Origin of the sequence: Hymenobacter monticola (assembly GCF_022811645.1) — a bacterium.
GTDB lineage: Bacteria > Bacteroidota > Bacteroidia > Cytophagales > Hymenobacteraceae > Hymenobacter > Hymenobacter monticola.
This window is the reverse complement of record NZ_CP094538.1, coordinates 42,366-61,207: the sequence shown is the minus strand read 5'-3', so window position 1 is coordinate 61,207 and position 18,842 is coordinate 42,366. Positions and strand designations below refer to the sequence as shown.

General features: G+C 55.5%; 15 protein-coding genes. 7 read left to right on the top strand and 8 right to left on the bottom strand.

All coding sequences use genetic code 11. The annotated features are described in order from the left end of the window. Positions 1-301: 301 nt before the first annotated feature. Together MTP16_RS25500 and MTP16_RS25495 are read right to left on the bottom strand one after the other, a co-directional pair. Positions 302-655: a VOC family protein gene (locus MTP16_RS25500; protein ID WP_243520925.1), complete on the bottom strand. Its 354-nt coding sequence runs from the start codon at positions 653-655 to the stop codon at positions 302-304. Positions 656-777: 122 nt separating this feature from the next. After that, positions 778-1,287: a hypothetical protein gene (locus tag MTP16_RS25495; protein WP_243520923.1), complete on the bottom strand. Its 510-nt coding sequence runs from the start codon at positions 1,285-1,287 to the stop codon at positions 778-780. A 341-nt stretch (positions 1,288-1,628) separates the two neighbouring features. Here MTP16_RS25495 and MTP16_RS25490 point away from each other — a divergent pair, with 341 nt between their 5' ends. From MTP16_RS25490 to MTP16_RS25475, 4 genes are all read left to right on the top strand, one after another. Next, a complete protein-coding gene (locus MTP16_RS25490) occupies positions 1,629-2,147 on the top strand; it encodes an FtsZ/tubulin family protein (RefSeq protein WP_243520921.1) in 519 nt (172 codons plus the stop codon). Positions 2,148-2,175: 28 nt separating this feature from the next. Beyond that, the gene (locus tag MTP16_RS25485; RefSeq protein ID WP_243520919.1) at positions 2,176-2,499 is read left to right on the top strand and encodes a sigma factor; all 324 of its coding nucleotides are present in this window, start codon (positions 2,176-2,178) and stop codon (positions 2,497-2,499) included. 196 nt (positions 2,500-2,695) lie between these two features. Next, on the top strand, positions 2,696-3,568 hold the full coding sequence (locus MTP16_RS25480) for a helix-turn-helix transcriptional regulator (RefSeq protein WP_243521041.1): 873 nt from the start codon (positions 2,696-2,698) through the stop codon (positions 3,566-3,568). Between the two features lie 67 nt (positions 3,569-3,635). After that, positions 3,636-5,333: a DUF262 domain-containing protein gene (locus MTP16_RS25475; protein WP_243520918.1), complete on the top strand. Its 1,698-nt coding sequence runs from the start codon at positions 3,636-3,638 to the stop codon at positions 5,331-5,333. Between the two features lie 135 nt (positions 5,334-5,468). Here the strand turns inward: MTP16_RS25475 and MTP16_RS25470 are convergent, their stop codons facing one another. The 6 genes from MTP16_RS25470 to MTP16_RS25445 form a co-directional block, all read right to left on the bottom strand. Beyond that, positions 5,469-6,536 carry a MarR family transcriptional regulator gene (locus MTP16_RS25470; RefSeq protein ID WP_243520916.1) on the bottom strand — a complete coding sequence of 356 codons (1,068 nt, stop codon included), beginning with the start codon at positions 6,534-6,536 and terminating at the stop codon, positions 5,469-5,471. 83 nt (positions 6,537-6,619) lie between these two features. Then, positions 6,620-8,416, bottom strand: a complete 1,797-nt coding sequence (locus MTP16_RS25465; protein WP_243520915.1) for a cytochrome P450 — start codon at positions 8,414-8,416, stop codon at positions 6,620-6,622. Positions 8,417-8,473: 57 nt separating this feature from the next. After that, positions 8,474-11,002: a sensor histidine kinase gene (locus tag MTP16_RS25460; RefSeq protein ID WP_243520913.1), complete on the bottom strand. Its 2,529-nt coding sequence runs from the start codon at positions 11,000-11,002 to the stop codon at positions 8,474-8,476. 30 nt (positions 11,003-11,032) lie between these two features. Then, positions 11,033-12,376, bottom strand: a complete 1,344-nt coding sequence (locus tag MTP16_RS25455; RefSeq protein ID WP_243520911.1) for a site-specific DNA-methyltransferase — start codon at positions 12,374-12,376, stop codon at positions 11,033-11,035. A 230-nt stretch (positions 12,377-12,606) separates the two neighbouring features. Continuing rightward, entirely contained in the window at positions 12,607-12,792 is a 186-nt protein-coding gene (locus MTP16_RS25450) for a recombinase family protein (protein ID WP_243520909.1), read from the bottom strand. Between the two features lie 123 nt (positions 12,793-12,915). Beyond that, the gene (locus tag MTP16_RS25445; RefSeq protein ID WP_243520907.1) at positions 12,916-13,254 is read right to left on the bottom strand and encodes a recombinase family protein; all 339 of its coding nucleotides are present in this window, start codon (positions 13,252-13,254) and stop codon (positions 12,916-12,918) included. A gap of 162 nt (positions 13,255-13,416) precedes the next feature. On the opposite strand from MTP16_RS25445, the gene MTP16_RS25440 reads away from it, so the two are divergent. The 3 genes from MTP16_RS25440 to MTP16_RS25430 all read left to right on the top strand — a co-directional run bounded on the left by MTP16_RS25440 (position 13,417) and on the right by MTP16_RS25430 (position 18,567). Beyond that, entirely contained in the window at positions 13,417-14,097 is a 681-nt protein-coding gene (locus MTP16_RS25440) for a recombinase family protein (RefSeq protein ID WP_243520905.1), read from the top strand. A 1,327-nt stretch (positions 14,098-15,424) separates the two neighbouring features. Further along, positions 15,425-16,978 (top strand): IS1182 family transposase, encoded by a 1,554-nt coding sequence (locus MTP16_RS25435; protein WP_243521040.1) that lies wholly within the window; start codon positions 15,425-15,427, stop codon positions 16,976-16,978. Between the two features lie 221 nt (positions 16,979-17,199). Next, positions 17,200-18,567, top strand: coding sequence for a hypothetical protein (locus MTP16_RS25430; protein ID WP_243521039.1), 1,368 nt, complete (start codon positions 17,200-17,202; stop codon positions 18,565-18,567). Positions 18,568-18,842 lie beyond the last annotated feature (275 nt).

The window sequence follows — 18,842 nt, the reverse complement described above, 5'->3', positions numbered from 1 at the left end:
CGGCCGTGCCACTCAGTGAGGGATTAGAGTGTATTCACGACCCGGTTCCGGCGATGGAGCACGAGCAGGCTAACCCAGCTCACGCCCTCATCCTAGGCCCGATTGATAAGACCCTGGCCCGTAAGCTGGCTAAAGCGTGCGTGTTGGTTGAACACCCGGCCACTTGATACATAGTCGTGGATGTTGTGATAATAAGTAAATTATCACAACTTAAAACTAGGCTTACAGAAAATAAAAATGTCCGGCCATCGCGGGCCGGACTTTGAGCGCTATCGTTAGTGAACCCTGTCAACGGGATTATTCAAGTTAAGGCTTTCTCGCTTTCTTCGAGCACCATCACTTGGTTGTTAGCGGGGTCCCGGAACGAGGCAGAATCACCGTCAAGATTGTGCACCGTTCCCAATGTCTCCTCAACCTTTATACCTGCTTGGCTGAACCGTAGCCGAGCTTCCTGAACGGAGGAAACCATCAGGCCAAATATGCCCTTATCGCCACTTGGACTCAACACTAAAGAGTGAGTACCGAAGTCGTAACGCAAACCATAGTCTTCCTCAATGGGCTCGAAACCTATGAGGGCAGTGTACCAGCGCCGGGTAGCCGGCATATCCCGGGCAAAAATATACTGAGCGGGTTCTGTAAGGAGACGACTTGCCATGTTACTGAATGATTGTCTTGGTTAAAAGTTCGGTCCAAAAATCGCATCTGAAGCAGCTGTTCGTTGGTCGGTCAGCACCGTGCGAATCTGCTGCTTCATAGCGAAGCGAGTCAAAGAATCTGTCAATACTTGTTTTTGAAAGTTACAAGCCTGCCACCCAGGATATCCCATATGAATGTGACTGCCAAGCTGGATTCCAGATAGCGTAGTATCCCCGATGTCCCGGAAAAAAAGGCGGGCTTGCCTTTATACCACTTAAAGCCAGTAGCTGCCGCTGCCCCGGGTTCTACCTGAGCCAAGTGCTGGGCTAACCTAACCATGCCGGAATACATATCCCGGCCGCATTCTACCTGGGCGTATTTTATATAGTTGTCTGGGATGATAGCAGCATCCAACCCGTTATAGTATTCGTCATCGGTGCGCCGATTATAAATACCAATCTCTATTTTCAACTGGTTTCCAGACAGGTAAGCGGTTGATTCCTGCAAATTATGCCACTCAAGCCTTTTCTTGGCTATCAGTTTGCTTAATGCTTCTTCAAGTACTGCAAAGGGATGCTTGTCGTGGATGACTTCAAAGATGGTTAGTAGGAGCGCCTCTGCACCGGCTTCAACGTTACGAGAAGTATTCATAATCAGCTTGTAAAAGGTAAAGAAGCAGGTCCGGAAAAGGTCTTTTCGGTACTCAAACCAGCATAGCTATCTGGTAAATGCGACTGCTGAACTGAACTTTCAACCAAGGACAACAGCGTGAGAGAGTGACGGAAACTACGGCAAATTGCTCGCATCTACTCGTTTTGCCTGCCATTAGTCGGTCTGACCAACTGTTTTTGCAATTGCAAAAACAGTCAAAGAAACCTCGCTTAACGACTGGCAACGCCATACTCTTAGAAACTTATTGAAAAGAGTAGCGCCAAAATTGAGGACGACAGATTTTGTCGTTCACGCCGCGCACCTTCGTTCAATAATCGATTATGGAACCTCTCGATAAGAACTGCGATGCTTCTCCCACGGGAGGCACTGCAACCGCGGATACGTTGGTGATAACTTGGTTGAGCGAGTACGCGGGCACCCGGGCACTGCAAATGATGACACCCGCAAGCCAACAGCAACTGCGGGACACTGTTCAGCTGATTGTTGCTGACCAGGGCGACGTGAACGTGGATGAAGAAAATATCCGGCAGGTACTGGCCGGTGCCTTATCGCTTCAATTCGGAAAGGCCACGGCGAAGGGAGCCGGGCGCGTCGAATTGCTCTGCCGACAGCTTTGGCAAGAAGCAGTAGTGTTAGGCGAAGCAGCTAAGCCGGCTGACCGGATTTTATTGGCCATTCAGAGCGGGACAATTGAAGAGTTGGAAATGGACGAGTTGACGCGGATTCTGGAGAGTGTCGTGAGTCACGCGGGCGGCCAAGCCGAGGTTGTTTTTGGTCACGGCCTCAATCCCGCGCTCGGTGAAAGCATTCAGGCAACGATGCTGGTGAGCAGGTCCTAACGCTGCCCATCACTTTTAGCCCCTTCCGATGATACGGCCACTACGAATTGTCAAGACTGCTTACGCCCTACCCGAAGGCAGTTCGGCCAGCGAAGAAGTGGAAAAAGCTTCGCTACCCCCAGGTGTGCCGGAAAGCACCCATTCCTTTGTTGTTTCTGTTGCGCGCCGCTACCAGGGACAAGGGCTAAGCATGGTGGAATTGGTCGCGGCCGGCGCGGCCGGCTGGCAGCAGGCGCAACATCATTTTGGGACGGCCCTCGACCAGTTTGAGCGGTGGGGCTCACGATGGGTACAGGAGAGTATGCTGATAGCGATTGGCAAAGGCGGAGGAGAAGCCAGGCCTCCCGCCTGACGGGTATTTATCATTCACTCTCAATCATTACCTTGCACCTTGCTAACGCTTCGTTGAAATAGCTTACGCAGCCCCATCCGCTTTCTAGACCGAAAGATGAAACAGGGTGATGTTTCAGGCTGAAATTCTTAACGAACGGCTGCTCTACCGCTCTTTCGTGACCACCCACGCCCATTTTCTTCGGCAATTGCTGTTAGTGCTACGCCTGCAGCATCTGAAGCGTGCCGTACCGTTTGAGGAACTGCGCCGCTACTTATTGGAGCAAACCTCCTTGCGGGACCTGGCCGCCAACTACTCGCAACGCACGTTTCAGCGGGACCTGCCGAAAATAGCGGAACGCTTCGGAGTCGTGATTGAGCACGACCGCCGTCAGGGCGGTTACGTGATTGCCACGGCGGACCTGCTGCCGGAAGGGTACCAACGCCTGCTCGATGCGTTTGAATTGCAAGAGTTTCTGCGGCTGCCTTCGGCGCTGAGCCCATTCGTGCAGTGGGAAGCGCGTCGGCCCGTGGGCACAGAATGGCTGCAACCCCTGCTGCGGGCCGTGCAGCAGCGCCGGCAGGTACAGTTCGACTACCATAAGTTTTGGGACCAAGCCCCCACGAAGCGGACGGTTTCGCCGTTGCTCCTCAAGGAGTTCAAAGGCCGGTGGTACCTGCTGGCCCACGAACCGGCCCGGCAAGGGCTGCGGTGTTTTGGGCTGGACCGGATGCGGGCGGTCGAACCAATAGCCCAGGCATTCGACCTTCCTGAGGGCTTTGAAGCCGACACCTATTACGCGCACAGCTTTGGCATCATTCGCCCCGACCACGAGGCCCCGTCCGAGATTGTCTTAGCCCTTGAACCGACCCAGGGCCAGTACCTCAAATCGTTTCCGCTCCATTCCTCGCAACGAGTGCTGGTCGATACCGACGCGGAGCTATTGATTCAGCTTACCGTCTATAACACCCACGACCTGCTGATGGAACTCCTTTCCCTTGGGGACCAGGTACAGGTATTGGCCCCAGTGTCGCTACGGAAACACATAAAACAAATTCATGCTACCGCGATGAAAGCCAGCCCCGTGTAGCGGGCAGCCGCCAGCCGTGAGCCTCCAACCTCCACTCATCCCATTATTTAACAACACAACCCTTTCAATGGAAGCATCAAGTACTATCAAGAAAATGCTGGCTGGCAACAAAGTCGTTGTTCCCACTTATCAACGCGCTTACTCGTGGGACACCGAGGCGAAAAAAGAAAACTCCACCAAACAGGTTAATGTATTTCTGCGCGACTTAGAGCAGTACAACACTAGCTCGGCCAAGACCCCCTACTACTTTGGGCACTTCCTGTTTGAAGAGAAAACCAAGGAGGACTTTGCCGTGATTGACGGGCAGCAGCGGCTTACCACACTTGTCATCTTCCTGTCCGCCCTCTTTACCCGTTTGAAGGCTATTCGGCCGTTAACCGACCCGGAAATTGAGGCTAAAGAAGATATGGTAAAGCGGAACTCGACTTACCGCTTTGAAACCGTGGATTATGACCGACAGCTTTTCAAGGACTACGTTATCGACCAGGAGCAGAAGGATAGCAGTGGGCTGAGTACTACTTCTGCTAAGCGCATCGTCGCCGCGTTCGACTTCTTTACCAACGTCCTAGCTGATAAAGACGAGAGCTATTTGGTGAAAATGCTGGAAACCGTGAGCGCGGCCACTTGCACGACTCATCCGGTACGGGATGAGTCGGAGGCTATCCAGATGTTCATTTTTCAGAACAACCGGGGCAAGAAGCCCTCGAATCTGGAGATTATCAAGGCTCAATTCATGTTTGCTGTTCACCTGCAAGGTGGGGAGGCAAAAGATAACCTTATAGCGGAGATAAAGGCTCGGTTCGAGAATATTTACAAGTCCATCTCAGCAATTGAAGGGACTATGAAGGAGGATGATGTATTGGGCTATACCCTCCAAGTGTACTTCAATTCATTGTCGGAAAGCAACGCCCTTGAACGAATCAACAAGAAGCTGGCCGTTGCCGACCCGGTTCCTTTCATTAAATCCTTTTCACTGGCGCTGGACGCGAGCTTCCGCCATCTGACGACCTTTTTTAGAAACCATGAGCCGCAACACCACGAAATTCACTCGCTGGTAACGCTGGGTGGGTTTAGCCTGGCTATCCCGTTTATCATCAAGGCGTACACCTTCGCCTTACCAATTCAAGACATCTGCCAGCTATGCACTGCCTTGGAATCCGTGGTATTGCGGAGCCGGGTAATCGGGACGCGGGCGGACCTAACGTCTCGTCTAAACGATAAGTATTCGGCTTTCACAACGGAGAATCCCAGCATCGAGCCGATTGTCAAGCGGGTCAATTATCTGAAAACGACAATCGAATGGTGGTACGCCTATTGGAACAAAACTGAGTTAGAAAAGGCGCTGCAAGGCTGGCTGCACCCGTCCACGGCCCGGTTTCTGTTGTGGAAGCACGAAAATCACTTGCAGGGCAAAGGCAAAAATGGCTATGCCCTCTCCCGCTTCGATGCCGTTACCCGGCCAGAACTGGAGCACATTGCGCCCCAGACGCCCACCAAAGGGGAGCCAGTAGCCGCCGGCTATCCGGCTTACGACGAGGATTTTAGGAACCAGTACATCGATTGTTTGGGCAACTACCTGCTGTTATCCAAGTCGCATAACTGCTCGGTCGGCAACCGCCCATTTCTGGAAAAGCGTGCTTCCTACACGCACACCGCGCAGCAGCGGGAGATTCAGGACCTGAGCGCGGAAACCAACACTTGGACCAAGCAGATGATTATCGACCGGAAGGCCGGCATCATCGAGTTCATTACTGAATACCTATAGCACAGGTTGAGCCGCTGGTACTGTCGCCGTTCGGAAAAATCACGAAGCCCAACCAGCATATGGTTGGGCTTCGTGATTTTATAGCGGTAGTAAACCAATTGCTTGGCAAGGTCCAGGGGCAGTTATCATCGGCTATTAAGAAGCTGCGCCCAGCAGGTGAGGCACTTGTTGCAGCAGTTCGAATACCACATGCCCGGTAGCGCTTCCCAGGCCGTCTTTCGCCAAATCGTGCAACGCCTCAAACGAGCGTGTCAGGATGCTCTTCTTCGGTTCGGGTTTTTGCAGTTGCGCTGCAATCCGGCGCAGCTCATCATCAATATCCTCTTTGTGAGATTCCAGCTTTGGCTCCGCGACCAGTGCTTGTTTGAGTTGTTCCACCAGGTCGACTAACGAAGCCGTCTGTGCTCCGGTAACTGACTGCGTAACCTGGCCGCCGCTTGCTACATTGAGTATGGCGCCCTGGCCGGTGCTTGTAACCTGCACGGCGTTGGCCCCGGTTGCAACAGTGCTCGTGCTTCCCTGAGCAAAATGAAAGTTATGCTGCACGGAGCTTTTAGGCTCGGCCTCCCCTTCGAGTTGTCTGGTGCCTTCCCGGGTCACAAACATCGCCTTCATGCCGAGGGTCGAAGTTACGTGACCATCCTGTACCAACTCATTGACTATGCGGGCCACGGTGGCGCGGTCAAGGCCCAGGTGCTCTCCTAACGCCACGGGATTGATGCTGACGGACAAAGGCTGACCGGGAGAATACTCGCAGGCTGCCTTATAGGCCGCTTCCAGGAAGGTGATTCTTTGTTGTTTGTTTTGACTAAACATGAGTTGCTTTTGGATTCTGAGCCATTCTTCTACCAAGGAGGAAGGCACGTTATTGACCAGCCTCTTCAGCTTTGGCAGGATTACGTACTCAATGTGGTGCAGGAATTCGCTTCCCTCGTTGCTCCTGCCAAGAAAATACTCGAAGTGGTGAGTCAGGAAGTCTAGTATTCGGTAAGGAGGATTCAGTTCCAGCAGTTTCTTGGTGAATGCTTCATCATAATCAGCGGGCCGCACCGCCACTTCAAAAGTTTCGAATCCGTGCAACGTACCATCATCTCCCAAAAAGCCGAAAGGCGTCATATGGGACATTTTAGCCCCTAAATCAGCCAAATCAAATGTCTTTTTTGCTTCGGTAGCTCCTATTAAAGAATAAAATTTATTTGTCATCAGAAAATCATTGCTTAGCGCTATGCGAAAATATCGACAATCGCGCCGTTATCTTAAATAGAGCCTAAAAGCAGTGCAAGATTCTATTCGTATTCTGCGAAATCGTGCAGGTCCGCCGTTCGCGAGAGAAAACGGGTGTACTTGTCCAGCAGACTCTTAGCGTAGGGGTCGCGCAACGATTGTACCCGCTTGAGCCCGAAGGTGAACCCTGTAGCGGTGTGAGCATCCGATTTTCCCAGCTTTGAATTGTGTGATACTTTAGGTATCAGCCCTTGTAACAGGTCTTTCTGCCACGGCCCGGTCACTTGGCGCAGGGCCTGCTTGCCCTCGATTATTCTCTGGGCAACTTTAGTGAATTGTGCATATAGCTCGCCATAGCGCTTGGCCAAGCCTTCGTGCAGCACTTCGGCTGGAGCGAGCGTAGCTAAGTTGATTTCCGTCAGGCCACCCGAGTTAAACATGGCCAAATCCAAGACGTCAAGGTTTACCACGTTCGCGCGGGTCAGCGTCACCAGGCCGAGTTGCTGCGTGCCCCGCTCGATGTACTCGATGACTTCTCTGGTTTTCCAGAAATTGAATCCCTGGGGCTTGTGCGTAGTGTCCAAGTCCGCTTTGATTTGGGCATCCAGCTCCGCTTGGCTCATGGGCTTGATTTTGAGCAGGTGGCCGACGCTGGAGCCCCGCTTGCCATTGGCGCGAATCATCAAATCGCAGGCTTGGCCCACCAGAATATACAGGCCTGTGCCTGTGCCCTCAACCACCCGAAAAATGTCGCCGTTCTCAATGGGTTTGTATAAACCGTTGATGTGCTCGGCGGCCGCGTACATTTCCTGGTGCCGCAGCGTGAATTTCTCCGTGTAGGGTACGATGTCGGCCACGGGAATTTGGACTTTCGATAAAAGTCCGGCTTGAGCTAGCAGCTTATTCAGCGCCGAGGTGAGACTATGGTCGAGGAGGTATTGCTTGTTTTCGTCCTTGTAGATTATGTCAATGATGCGAAACAGCGTTTCCGGAGCCCAAACGCCCTCCTCCGTCGACGAGCGCAGAATAGTGTAGTCAAAGTCATACGTATCGAGGGTCATCAACTTAGCAAGCGTGGTTTTAAACGAGTGCTCCACCACTTCCACAGCGTACTTCTTTAACTCTTCGCACGGCCCATTAAGCAGCATTTTTTTGATACCGTCCACAAAATGGGGCAGGTTTTCGAGCCGCTTTTTGGTCAGCACAAACAGGTCCCCGGCCTGTAGGGTCTTTTTACGCATCAGGTCGGCTCGTTCGGTCAACTCGTGGCCCTCATCCTCGACGGTATAAGTGAGAATCCCGGGCAGCAACTGGTGGCAGCGCGTGTCGGCGACAACCTCCGCGACCATGTCGATGCCGGCCGTCACAGCAAACCGGCCGCCGGCCTCAGTGAGCACCTGGTCGAACAGTACAATGGCTTTTTTGCCCGCGGGGATAGCTGCTAGAATCGTTTCCAGCTGTTCGTCCCACTCCACGGGCGACAGCAATTTGAGCGCCACCGGCGGCAAGTGTTCTTCAGCAGCCAGTTGTTGCAAAACATCGGCAATACTCAAGTTCGTGGTCAGGGTGTGGCCCGGCGTCAACTCACATAGTCGCCGCATAAAATGCAGCCGTCGGTCCGGTTGCGCAGCTACCCACTGCGCCCGGCTGTATTCTTCCAGAATGCGTTCGTTACCTTCGAAATCCAGCGCCTCGTCAAAGTCTGCTAGGGCCTCCACGCCTTTGTCGTTGACCAGCGCCTTGATTTGGCCGATAAAATGCTCGAAATGAATCGCGCTACCATTGGTTAGCGCGTCGTCCACAATGTACACCTCGGAAATATTCGCCAGCGCAAGGAGCTGCTGTAGCTGTTCTCTCATGGTAACTCCTGCTGCTGAGGATGGTAGGAAAGGATAAAAGGCAGAAGAACGTGCAAATTAGCGCTTTACAATGGCGTCGAGGTCGAGTTGAAAAATGTAGCGCCTGTTTTGCGCATTGCGCTCCTGCAACAGGAAAATATCGCCGCCCATCGACTCCAGCAACTGCTGCACAATAAACAACCCGAGACCTCGGCCCACCTCAACGGGCTTGGCGGTTACAAAGGGTTGAAACAGCGTTTCTTCCAAGTATTCGGCCACCCCAAAGCCATTGTCACTTATTCGTACCACGGGGTCATTGATTTCGACGCGGATTTGGGGGACAAAGGCCGGCTCGTTTTTTAGCTTTTCCCGCAGCCAATATTCCGCGTTGAGCACCAAGTTGTCAAATATTTGCGTGAGCTTACCCTTGTTGGTCTGCACCACGAAATCACGCGGCGCATCGATGACGAAATCGATATTTCCGTTGGCAAAGCGTCCGGTATAGTACTCGCGCAAGGTGCGCACGAACTCTGCTAATGGGAAAACTTCACGTTTCTCCCGGTTAAAGCGCAGCGATGGCGATAAGTGGGTAAGCTGCTTGCGCAGGTCGCGGGTAAATGAGCGCACGTACTCCAAGAATTCGTACACGGCCGGGGGCACGCCGCTGCGGGTGAGTTGCCGGTTAAAGCTGTCAGAGTAGGCATTAATGCGGTCGAGCAGGACGTAAATGTCGTGCGTCAGTGCTTCGGCCGTGAGCCCAAGGCCCGCCAGTTCGGTGAACTGCACGAGCTGCCCCTCCAGGTCGGCTACCTTGGCCCCGATGTAGCCCGCTGATTCTTCCCAGCGCTGCGCTGTTTCCAGAATTGCATTGACCTTGCTGAGTTGCCCGGCTCCTTCGCTCACTAGGGCTTCCACCTGTTGGAGCAGGGGCAGCGCCGCCGCTTCGTGAGGATGGCTGAAGAGCGGCTCTTTCTGCAGCTTCTCAACCTGCTTTTTGACCGTCACGGACAACTCACTGAACTTCTGCTCGGCCTCCCGGGTCCACGACTCAATGGCTTTGGCCTGCTGCGACGCCTTCTTCATCTGGGCCACGGGTTCGGCCACGGTTTTGAAGCCCGTGGACTTTTCCAGGCGCATTTTCCGGTAGTCGTTATAGCTCCGACGCGTGCGTTCCAGAATCTCATTGATTTCTCGCACCGTGCGGTCCATGATGAGTTGGAAGTTGCGGGCATAGGGCGAATCCGTAAAGCCTTCCCGGCTAGTTAGCTCCTTCAGTTGGGCATTGCCAGCCATGCTGATGGCAACGTAGCCAATCACGTTGTTAGGCCGCAGACCGTAAAAGGAGCCCCCCGAAGTTTGACTGTGCCCAAGGTTAAGCCAGTCGTTGTTATCAAAGCCGTAGGGCTTGATGCCGAAGCCATCCCGAAAGACACGCACGCCGACCTGATTGGAAATAAGGTTTTTGTATTCGCGCAGCCCAGTGAAAACAGAGTTGTTTATGTCCGTTCCGCGCAGGTCAAACTCATCTATCTCACCCTTGAATTTTCCCGGGTTTGCCACGTTCTGCCCGGTTTTGGGCTCGTTTGCAATGGCTAGTGCCGTTTTTTTAGACGCAAGGTCTTTTTCAAACGACAACTTCCGAGTGAAGGAAAACAGCCAGCCGTCTTCATATACTATTCCGGTCAGGAAGTTGGTCTTGTTGGCTTCCTTATCGGTCAGAAAATGAAAGAAATCCCGGCCCTGGTCCGTTAGGATATAGCGTTCGAAATCGGCTCGTGTTTCGTCATTTTCTCGGCCCCGCAGCTTGCCCACCCTGATTTTTCCGGTAATACAGAGCTGGTACTCTCCTGTCTTCTTATCGGGTCCGAACTCGAATTGGTAGCGCCCCACAGCCTGCGCCTGCAGTTCTTCGCTTACTTCGTCGAGGTCGTGCTTCTGGCCGTTGATGGTAAGGTAAACAGCAAACGGCCGGTGCTCTTTGTGTGGAAATATCAACTGCGAAAGCTGCCCCCGAAACTTATCCGCTGCCTCCTTACGCCAAACGTCCGGATTTGTAAGCCCGGCAATAACGAGCTGTGTGCCTTGTAAACTTGTTTTTTTGGGCGAGGTGCTGTATTGCAGTTGCACCTGCGTGAGGGGTACCAGCGAATCAAAGTCAGACCAGTCAAAGGCCAAATGATGCCATACCTCCCCGCCCTTTACCCCGCTGATTAGTTCGAGCTGGCGGCCAAGGCGCTGGGTACTCAGCCGGCCCACGCCCTTATCGCCCAAGGGTACCCGCAACTTGGCCGTGGTTTGGTTATTGGCTTTCATTTCCCGCTTACCGGAAAGCGAAATCACCAGCCACTTACCCACGATATCGTCGTAATCCATGCCTACGCCGTTGTCTTCCAGCGTGATGTAGCCCACTGTTCCAGCGTAGGCCCGCCCTTCCGGTACCTGGCCCTCGCTGCTTATGGTGATGGCCACCCAGTCCGCATCGGCATCGTAGGAGTTCTTCACTAACTCCATGATGGCACTTACCTCATCGGTAATCAACTCCTCTCCCAAATGCCGAACGACCGAGGCATGAATATCAAAATGGGGAGTAGGGTTGGGCTGCTTCACCGCGGGTAGTGATTAAGGTAAGGGTGGTGCTTAGTGCTTGCGGAAAATTAAAATTTCCTCTTTCATCATGGTGGCCGACGTTTTGTTTCGCCTGGCCATTCGCTTGTTTTTGATGGAGCGTTCGATGGTTTGGAGAAGTATTACCTGATGATGCCGAAGCAGTTCCTGTAGAATCAGGTTGTTCTGTACCTCGACACCCCCCACTTTTCTGTTGCCAATGGTCCAGACCATGTAGCCATTGGTTTTCAACGCCTTTGCGCACCGTTCCAAAACGGCGTTCAGGTCCCGAACGAATCCCACGACTTTCTTGGTTTCCAGCGGCTTGCTTTGGCGCAGGGCCAGCAAATTCGCTTTGAATGTTGGGGAAAGCGTCGAAAATCTTATTTCGTCTTGCGTTGTTACCGTACTCTGCTTGCCTCCCAGACTCTGGTTGTCAATTTCGTGCGTGGTGCGCAAGGATGCTCGCGAAACGGCCGGGTCGATGTCATCAAAGTCAATCCATTGCAGTGGCAAAAAAGCGTGCTGGCCATAAGGTACCGTAGTGCGGTTGTCCCCGTAAGGCGGCGAAGAGACCAGCAAATCAAACCCTGGCTGAGTAGCAGATGCAGCCACGGGCCGCTCAATTTCCAGTGAAGAATCAACCACTCGGATGCAAACCTTACCTGAATAGGTATGCTGCTGAAGAGTGCCTTGCTCGGTTAGCTGGGTAGCATACAAGGCAATATCCTTGATATTTTGCTTGAGCAACTGCTGAAAAGTCGTGAGCGGCGATGTTTCGCGCGTGGCAATTTCATCCAGTGGGCGTGCATGCAGTTTGAAGGTACTGGTGCGGTCGTTGGAAGTCAGCCGAATGGTTTCGGCCAGTGTCACCCAGAACAAGCGCCGGGTGGTTTGATTGTCTTCCTGCCGGATGGCCCGCACCAGCTTAGATAATTCCTGTACTACTACTGGCTCAAACCACTTGCTGAGCTTGGGGAACTCGACTGCCGCCGTCAGGCAATTATCCAGTTTCACCCGCACTTGCAGCGCCGCAGCCGCAATCTTGTAAGCCGGATGGTCCAGCGCTTCGACTTTCACCTTGGCCAACAGAATAGACAAGGGGTTGATGTCCTGCCCGTAGCAATCGAGCCCATTAAGCATGCCTGCGACCAAAGCCGTGCCTGAGCCCATAAAGGGGTCCAGTAGCGAATGCGTCGCGGGTGCCGCCGTTTTGATAAGCTCAATGAGCTTGCGCTGCACCACCGGCAGCATCATGGCTGGGTATTGAAACAGGCGGTGGCTGGCTCCTCGGCGGTCGTACTCCAGCGGCTGGCTCCAGAAGTTGGGTTCCCGTTTCGTTACTTCCGCGATGCTTTTAATAAGTGCCCTATCCACAGCCTGTGGACTTGGGCGCCGGGGTGCGGGTAGCGCACCACTTGGAAAATTTGCGGGAGTTAACAAAACAGTTTTGTTTAGACGGTAGCGGCCAGCGCCAAAAGTAAAGGAAAAGAGACGGACCTGTGCCTCATCCGCGATTTAATAGCGTAAGGCAATTGCCGACGGTTAAAGCTACAACTCCAGTTTTTGAGTATCCCATTCGATAAGTGCCCACCTCTTACAGCCGATTATGCTGCTTTGAGTAAGAGTCGTTGCACGCCCATAGAATGAAATTCCTTCCCGTACCGCGTGCGGTAGCCCGATTGATTGAGTTGGTCAGCAATGGCCCGCAACGTGGCCCCGTTCGCCCGCAACAACGCCGCCAGCTGCGCTGCCTGACGGTTCTGAACATTCACCCGGGCATTTTCTTGCATGTCTGCCCAGGATTTCTCCCGCGCCGCTAGGGTCAGGTTCGTGGGGCTTCCTAACTGGAAGCCTCGCGCCTTCTTGGCAACCAGTGCCTCGTGGGTGTGGGTAGAAATCGCCGAGGCCTCTTTTTAGGCGACGGCCGCCAGGATGTGCAAGGTAAACTCGTCGGCCGCCGGCACGTCGACGGATTGGAAGCGGACCCGGCTTTCCATGAGCGTGGCCAAGAAGGCGACGTTGCGTGCGAGTCGGTCCAACTTAGCAAAGAGCAGCACCGCGTTTTCCGCTCGGGCCCGGGTAATGGCCGCCAACTGGGGCCGCTCGTTTTTCTTACCGCTCTCGATTTCCAGAAAGGTGGATACAAGCGTCGCGTCGCCGCAGAGGAAATTCTGGACCGCAGCCTGCTGGGCTTCGAGGCCTAGCCCAAACTGTCCCTGGCGGACGATACTGACCCGGAAGTAGGCGGCCAAGGGGGCAGGGGTGCTAAAGTAGCCCGAAATAGAGGGGTGTCACAAAAGTTAAACGCACCTCCCTAATCGACACAAACATGATTTTACATATTGCAAAGGAACGTTCACAACATGTAAAATCAGCTAACTTGCGGGACTTTCTACCGATTTGCTTCTTGCTCGATGTCACCTGCCCGCCGCTACACTCCTTATTATAGAGTCTCCACTCAGAAGCAAGGGATGTCCGGTCTGGGGCTCGAAGCCCAGCGGGCGGCGGTGCGCGCGTTCGTGGCCGACCCAGCCCAGCTTGGGGCCGAGTACGTCGAAATCGAAAGCGGTAAGAAGAATCAGCGGCCGCAGCTGCTCGCCGCCATCGCCGAGGCCCGGCGGGTGGGGGCGACGTTGCTCATCGCCAAGTTGGATAGATTGTCGAGAAACGCGGGGTTCATCTTTGCCCTACGCGATTCGGGCGTGGACTTCGTTTGCTGCGACATGCCCGACGCGAATACCTTAACGGTGGGGTTATTCGCGGTCATCGCCCAACACGAGCGCGAGACGATTTCCAAACGCACTAAGGACGCGCTGGCCGCCAAGAAGGCGCGGGGGGCGGTGCTGGGTAGCCCGCAGAATTTTACGGCGGCCGTCATTGCACAGGGCCAGGCGGCCATGCAGACCAACGCCCGCGCCCACCAAGCTAACCGGCAAGCCGCGCAGCTGGTCGAACTGCTACACGCCAAAGGGCAGACGCTATGGCAAATTGCGGCCCGGCTTAACGAGGCCGGGTACCGCACCCGGCGGGGGAAGGAATTTCAGGCCACCACCGTGTGGCGGTTGTTGCCGCCTGCCCCAGCAGCGGCTGGATAGGCTGGTCGACTATTAGTCTCAGTGCTTCCTATGTATTGAGTGCTGACGGCTTGGCTACAGAATTGCTTTTAGTAGCCAAGACGCGGACGTAACCAACGCGGTGGCGCGTGGTTCAGAAAGCCTAGCTCACTAATTTAAACGGCTCAAATCTTCGGAACCTACTTCTTGAGCCTGCAAAATGGGTCTTTTAGCCCAAGTCGGAGCCTGGATTTATGATGTACTTACTCCGCGCTGTTTCCTTTTTTCTTTGCGTCATGATGCGTGCTATCACTCTCTACAGCGTCCTACCTGTGCTTTGGTGGTCGCTTCTTGTTCACCAGCCATTTTACCACCTTGCGCAGGTTGGCTTACCCACCGACCCTAACGCAGGGGGTACCCCAGCCGCAATCCCTCAACCGCCTGGCTTCAGTATACGGTCTAGCTCACCGCAGCAACCTGAACCGGCCACTTGCCCCCCTGCGCGGCTTCGCTGGAAGACGGGCCGGCTGATGCCCACCCTGTTGACCGGCGACCACGTCCGCGATGTTCGCCTTCGGCGGGCGATGCAGGCAGCCGCAACTTCGATGATAGGTGACCAAAATCGCGCGTGCCAAATCACCTATTTTAAGCACAACCTACTCGGGATGCGTTTAACCAGTGAGCTGATAGGTGCCGGGGTAAGCGTCCTGTATCGCCGGCGAACGCTGGACTTATGCGCAGGGCGGCCCTTGTCCTTTCCGCAGGAGTTGTCTCCACGCCGGAAAGCCACTTTTCAACAGGAAGCGAATCGACGACTGCAGCAGCAACTGGAGGCGTATATCCGCGAACACCACCTACTCCAGGCTGACGATATCGTCGGCTTGCGGGCGCAGGAGTTTGTGTTGGACCCCGAGCAGTTGGCCGTAACCAAAACAACAGTTTTTTCCCTTCCCAAGTCAGTTACTCCTCCATGTCGAACTTTCAGGTCAAGGACTATGAAAGTCGGGAGTTCGGGCCGGCTTTCACGTTTCAGGAATTGCAAGCTTACCTGCGCCCCACCAGCCCTTTGCGCCGACTGACGCTGCCTTAGGCGAGTGGTAGACCCAACGACTGTCACTCGGGGTAATATCTACTATCAGTAAGCCAGGCTCCGAAAGGTACGGTGGCTGTTGCAAAAGTCGTTGGACAGAGCTACAAACGGATAAGCGGGCTGGTAAACGCACGTCATCGGCCCGTTTACCAGCTTTTACAACTCGCTTTAGTTCGTCAAGCATTGACTGCAAGACTTCATACGAAGTTCTGCAACAGCCACACTCCTTTCAACGATTTCGACCGTGGCTGTTGCAGAACCCAGTTTCGTAAAGGGAGGATGCAAGGCAAGAAGCTGTTTCTCGACAAAGAGGTCGTTCGCTTTCGGCTCAGCGAGCGGGTGCGGCCCCACAATCTGTACCGCCGGCTGGCGGAGCTGGTCGACTGGTCGTTTCTCTACGACGCGACGCGGGGCCTCTACAGCCACACGGGCCAGCCCTCGTTAGACCCGGTCGTGTTCTTTAAGTTGGTGCTCGTCGGCCGGCTGGAAAACTTGGTCAGCGACCGTCGCCTGCTCGAGCACTGCGCCCTGCGGCTGGACATCCTGCTGTTTCTCGGCTACGAAGTGGACGAAGAGTTGCCGTGGCATTCGACCGTGAGCCGCACCCGCCAGCTCTTCCCAGCCGCGGTCTTTGAGCGCCTGTTCGACCTCGTCTTTGCCCAGTGCGTGGCCCGGGGCCTGGTGGCCGGTGACACCCAAGCCGTCGACTCGGCACCCGTCAAGGCCAACGCGTCGCTGGAAGCGGTGCTGGAAAAACAGGCCGCCGGGCCTGCCGGGCCCCACCTAAGCGGCCGCGAGCAGACGCCCGCCGCGGGCTCGGTGCTGACGGCCCCGGCCCACCAACTGCGCCAGCTGGCCACGGGGCAGCGCCGGCGGCAGGGCGCCCAGACCGGCGCGCTGGGCGCGCAGCACGAAAAAGCCCGCTTGCTGAGCAACAAGACGCATTACAGCCCCACCGACCCCGACGCGCGCATCTCCGTCAAACCCGGCAAAGCGCGGGCCTTGAACTACCTCTGTAGTTTGGCGGTGGACACAGCCCACGGCGTCATCAGCCACGTGCAGGCCGATTACGCCGATAAACGCGACAGCCTGCACTTGCCCCGGCTGCTCACCGGCCTGCAGCAGCGCTTGCGCACGAACGAACTGCCCTTGCGCGCGTTGCTGGCCGATGCCGGCTACGCCAACGGACCCAACTATGCCGGCCTTGAAGCCGCGCACATCACGGCCTGGATTCCGGTGTTTGGGCAGTACAAGCCCGAAATTGAGGGCTTTACCTACGACCGTGCCACTGATGCCTTTACCTGCCCTGAAGGCAAGCAGCTGCCCTTTCAGAAGTACGACACGAATCAGGACGGGGGCTGGCACAAAATCTATTGGGCCACCTGCTCAGACTGCCAGCAATGCCCGCGCAAGGCCATGTGCGTCCCCCGGGCCAAACGCAAGCAGATTAACCGCTCGATTTACGACGCGGCCTACCGCCGGGCCTGGCAGCGCCAGCAGAGCCGGTGGGGGCAACGCAAACGCCGCGTCCGCCAAGGTACTGTCGAGCCCGTGTTTGGGAACCTGATTCACCACTACGGCTTGCGCCGGATGAATGTGCGCGGTCTGGCCGGCGCCCACAAAACCATGCTGCTCACGGCCGTGGCCTACAACCTCAAAAAGCTGCTCAAGCACCGTCCCCAACAGCAAATCAGCACAGCGATGGTGCTGGCACGGCCCCTGCTAGCCGCCCAGAGGCCCCATGAGCGGCACAACCGCCAGACCTCGGCCGTCACAGGCCCTGCCGCTACGGACCCTTCGGTACCGCGCTTCTTGGCCAGCGCAACCACCTAAACCGAGTTCTGCAACAGCCACGACCCTTTGCGTGAACTGGTTCTGTTGATTCCAAGCAGTACTACCCGACATCACGGCACTGATAAAAGGCTTGTGGGCCGGCCCTACGGGGCGGCCGCCGATGGCAATCTCGGTCATGTTCATGTAAAGCCAATCAGGCCCGCAAAGGTGGGGCGCGGGGCGAACAAGGCTTACGCGTGCTGCATTTACTTTGCCACCCAATGCTCACGACCATCTCTTCTTTTCTGCGTTGGGTAGCCGGCCTGACCCGGTCGCATCCGCTTGCCACGCGCTGGCTGGTGGGTGGGGGGCTGACCTGGGTAGCCCTATGCTTTGCACTGGGCTACCGACTGCCAGCCTTCGACCGGCATCCTGCCTGGCGGGGTTTTCCGGCCGTGGATAACCCCTACTTGGTGGTGGAGGAAATCCCTGATTCACTATTTGGACCCCGGTACAGCCACCGCTTCCCCTATCCAAGGGAAGCGGCCATGGTTGTCAGACGAGGAACATTGGTGGGGATGGACCCTGACTCAACGGTGGAAATAACCAGCGGTTATGTGGTTAGAAACGGATGGTTGGTGGGGAGGGACAGTGCCGCAGACATCGAAATAACCAGCGGTTGGGAACTGTATGACGACTACCGTCGCAACCTGAAAAATATTCACTCGGTCGGCTTTCAGGTGACGGAAAACAACTTTGACTCAGGCATTCACATCCGGCTCTGGTCGGGAGGCAACGACGTGGGGCGGCCCGGGGAGCCCTGGAGCCCCGGGTTTCGCAAATTCGGCTACGAGTACCTGCAGCTGAGGCTGGGAGACGTAAGTGGCTATTTCAAAGACCAGCAATCATCCGAGTCGACGGCGCTCGATGGCTTCTACCAATACAACCGCCCTGCCTCCCGGCGAGACACCTTGTACCTCCGCTACGGCCCCAACAATACCAATTACCGGGTTTACGTAAGCGACCGACCCCGGCAACGTGAACGGGAATGGGCCGTGACCAACCACGCACGCGAAGAGGTGCAGTTCACGGTGCGCTACCTCCTGGATTCGCTGCCGCTGACCAAGGCGGGGCAGGTCATCTTCAAGAAGGCACACCGCTTCGGCATGCCAGTCGATGCGGCCGGCCGTGCCAGGGGGTGGGGGGCCATCGACCACCTGGCCCAGCACAGCGGGCAATGGTACCGGGTGTTCGCCGTGGGCCGCGTTGACCCGCTGTGGGGCCCCGGCCCCCGCAACCGGGTGGAAGCGTACAACCTTTCGGCCGGCGTGGTTACCTACTGGCTCCCCCCGCACAGCTCACAGGTATTGCTTCGCACGCCGGTGCTTCGCCGCCGGAAGGGAGGGTTGCCGTGGGAATCCGAGCCGGCGCCGCCCATTGCCAGCCTCTGGATTCGAGGCGAGGGGCTATACACGGTGCGATGGCGAGGCGACCAATTACACGGCCTGTTTCGCCCCGACCAGTCGGTACAGGAATACGACTTGGCCGCGCCCGACCGTCTTCTCTTTACCGTAGGACCCAAGCTACAACCTGAACTCGGTCTATGGGGGAGTTGTAAGCACGCCTTTTACGACCTGTTCAATATTTAGAGCGTGTTTGGGGAATTAGGGGGCCATGGCTGGTCGCAAGGACAGGGTTAAATTAGGAGCCAGCGCCACGCAGCGTGGCTAGCCGGGGTACGCTCGTAATCGATGACGAGCCGTCGGAAGCAATGGAGCCGAAAAGGCCCGTCTGACTTTGGCCCTGCTGCTACGCCCAATACGTTGCCAGGAGTGGATTCCGTCCGGTGGTTTACATGCTAAAAAAGAAGCCGCTCGGGAAACGAAAAATAAGTAAAGGGGCAGGCAATTAATTTGCTCCTTTG

Bases quoted from the DNA above. Each gene is read 5' to 3' on its own strand.
- MTP16_RS25500 (WP_243520925.1), bottom strand. From the start codon at position 655: ATGGCAAGTCGTCTCCTTACAGAACCCGCTCAGTATATTTTTGCCCGG.
- MTP16_RS25495 (WP_243520923.1), bottom strand. From the start codon at position 1,287: ATGAATACTTCTCGTAACGTTGAAGCCGGTGCAGAGGCGCTCCTACTA.
- MTP16_RS25490 (WP_243520921.1), top strand. From the start codon at position 1,629: ATGGAACCTCTCGATAAGAACTGCGATGCTTCTCCCACGGGAGGCACT.
- MTP16_RS25485 (WP_243520919.1), top strand. From the start codon at position 2,176: ATGATACGGCCACTACGAATTGTCAAGACTGCTTACGCCCTACCCGAA.
- MTP16_RS25475 (WP_243520918.1), top strand. From the start codon at position 3,636: ATGGAAGCATCAAGTACTATCAAGAAAATGCTGGCTGGCAACAAAGTC.
- MTP16_RS25470 (WP_243520916.1), bottom strand. From the start codon at position 6,536: ATGACAAATAAATTTTATTCTTTAATAGGAGCTACCGAAGCAAAAAAG.
- MTP16_RS25465 (WP_243520915.1), bottom strand. From the start codon at position 8,416: ATGAGAGAACAGCTACAGCAGCTCCTTGCGCTGGCGAATATTTCCGAG.
- MTP16_RS25450 (WP_243520909.1), bottom strand. From the start codon at position 12,792: ATGCAAGAAAATGCCCGGGTGAATGTTCAGAACCGTCAGGCAGCGCAG.
- MTP16_RS25440 (WP_243520905.1), top strand. From the start codon at position 13,417: ATGTCACCTGCCCGCCGCTACACTCCTTATTATAGAGTCTCCACTCAG.
- MTP16_RS25435 (WP_243521040.1), top strand. From the start codon at position 15,425: ATGCAAGGCAAGAAGCTGTTTCTCGACAAAGAGGTCGTTCGCTTTCGG.
- MTP16_RS25430 (WP_243521039.1), top strand. From the start codon at position 17,200: ATGCTCACGACCATCTCTTCTTTTCTGCGTTGGGTAGCCGGCCTGACC.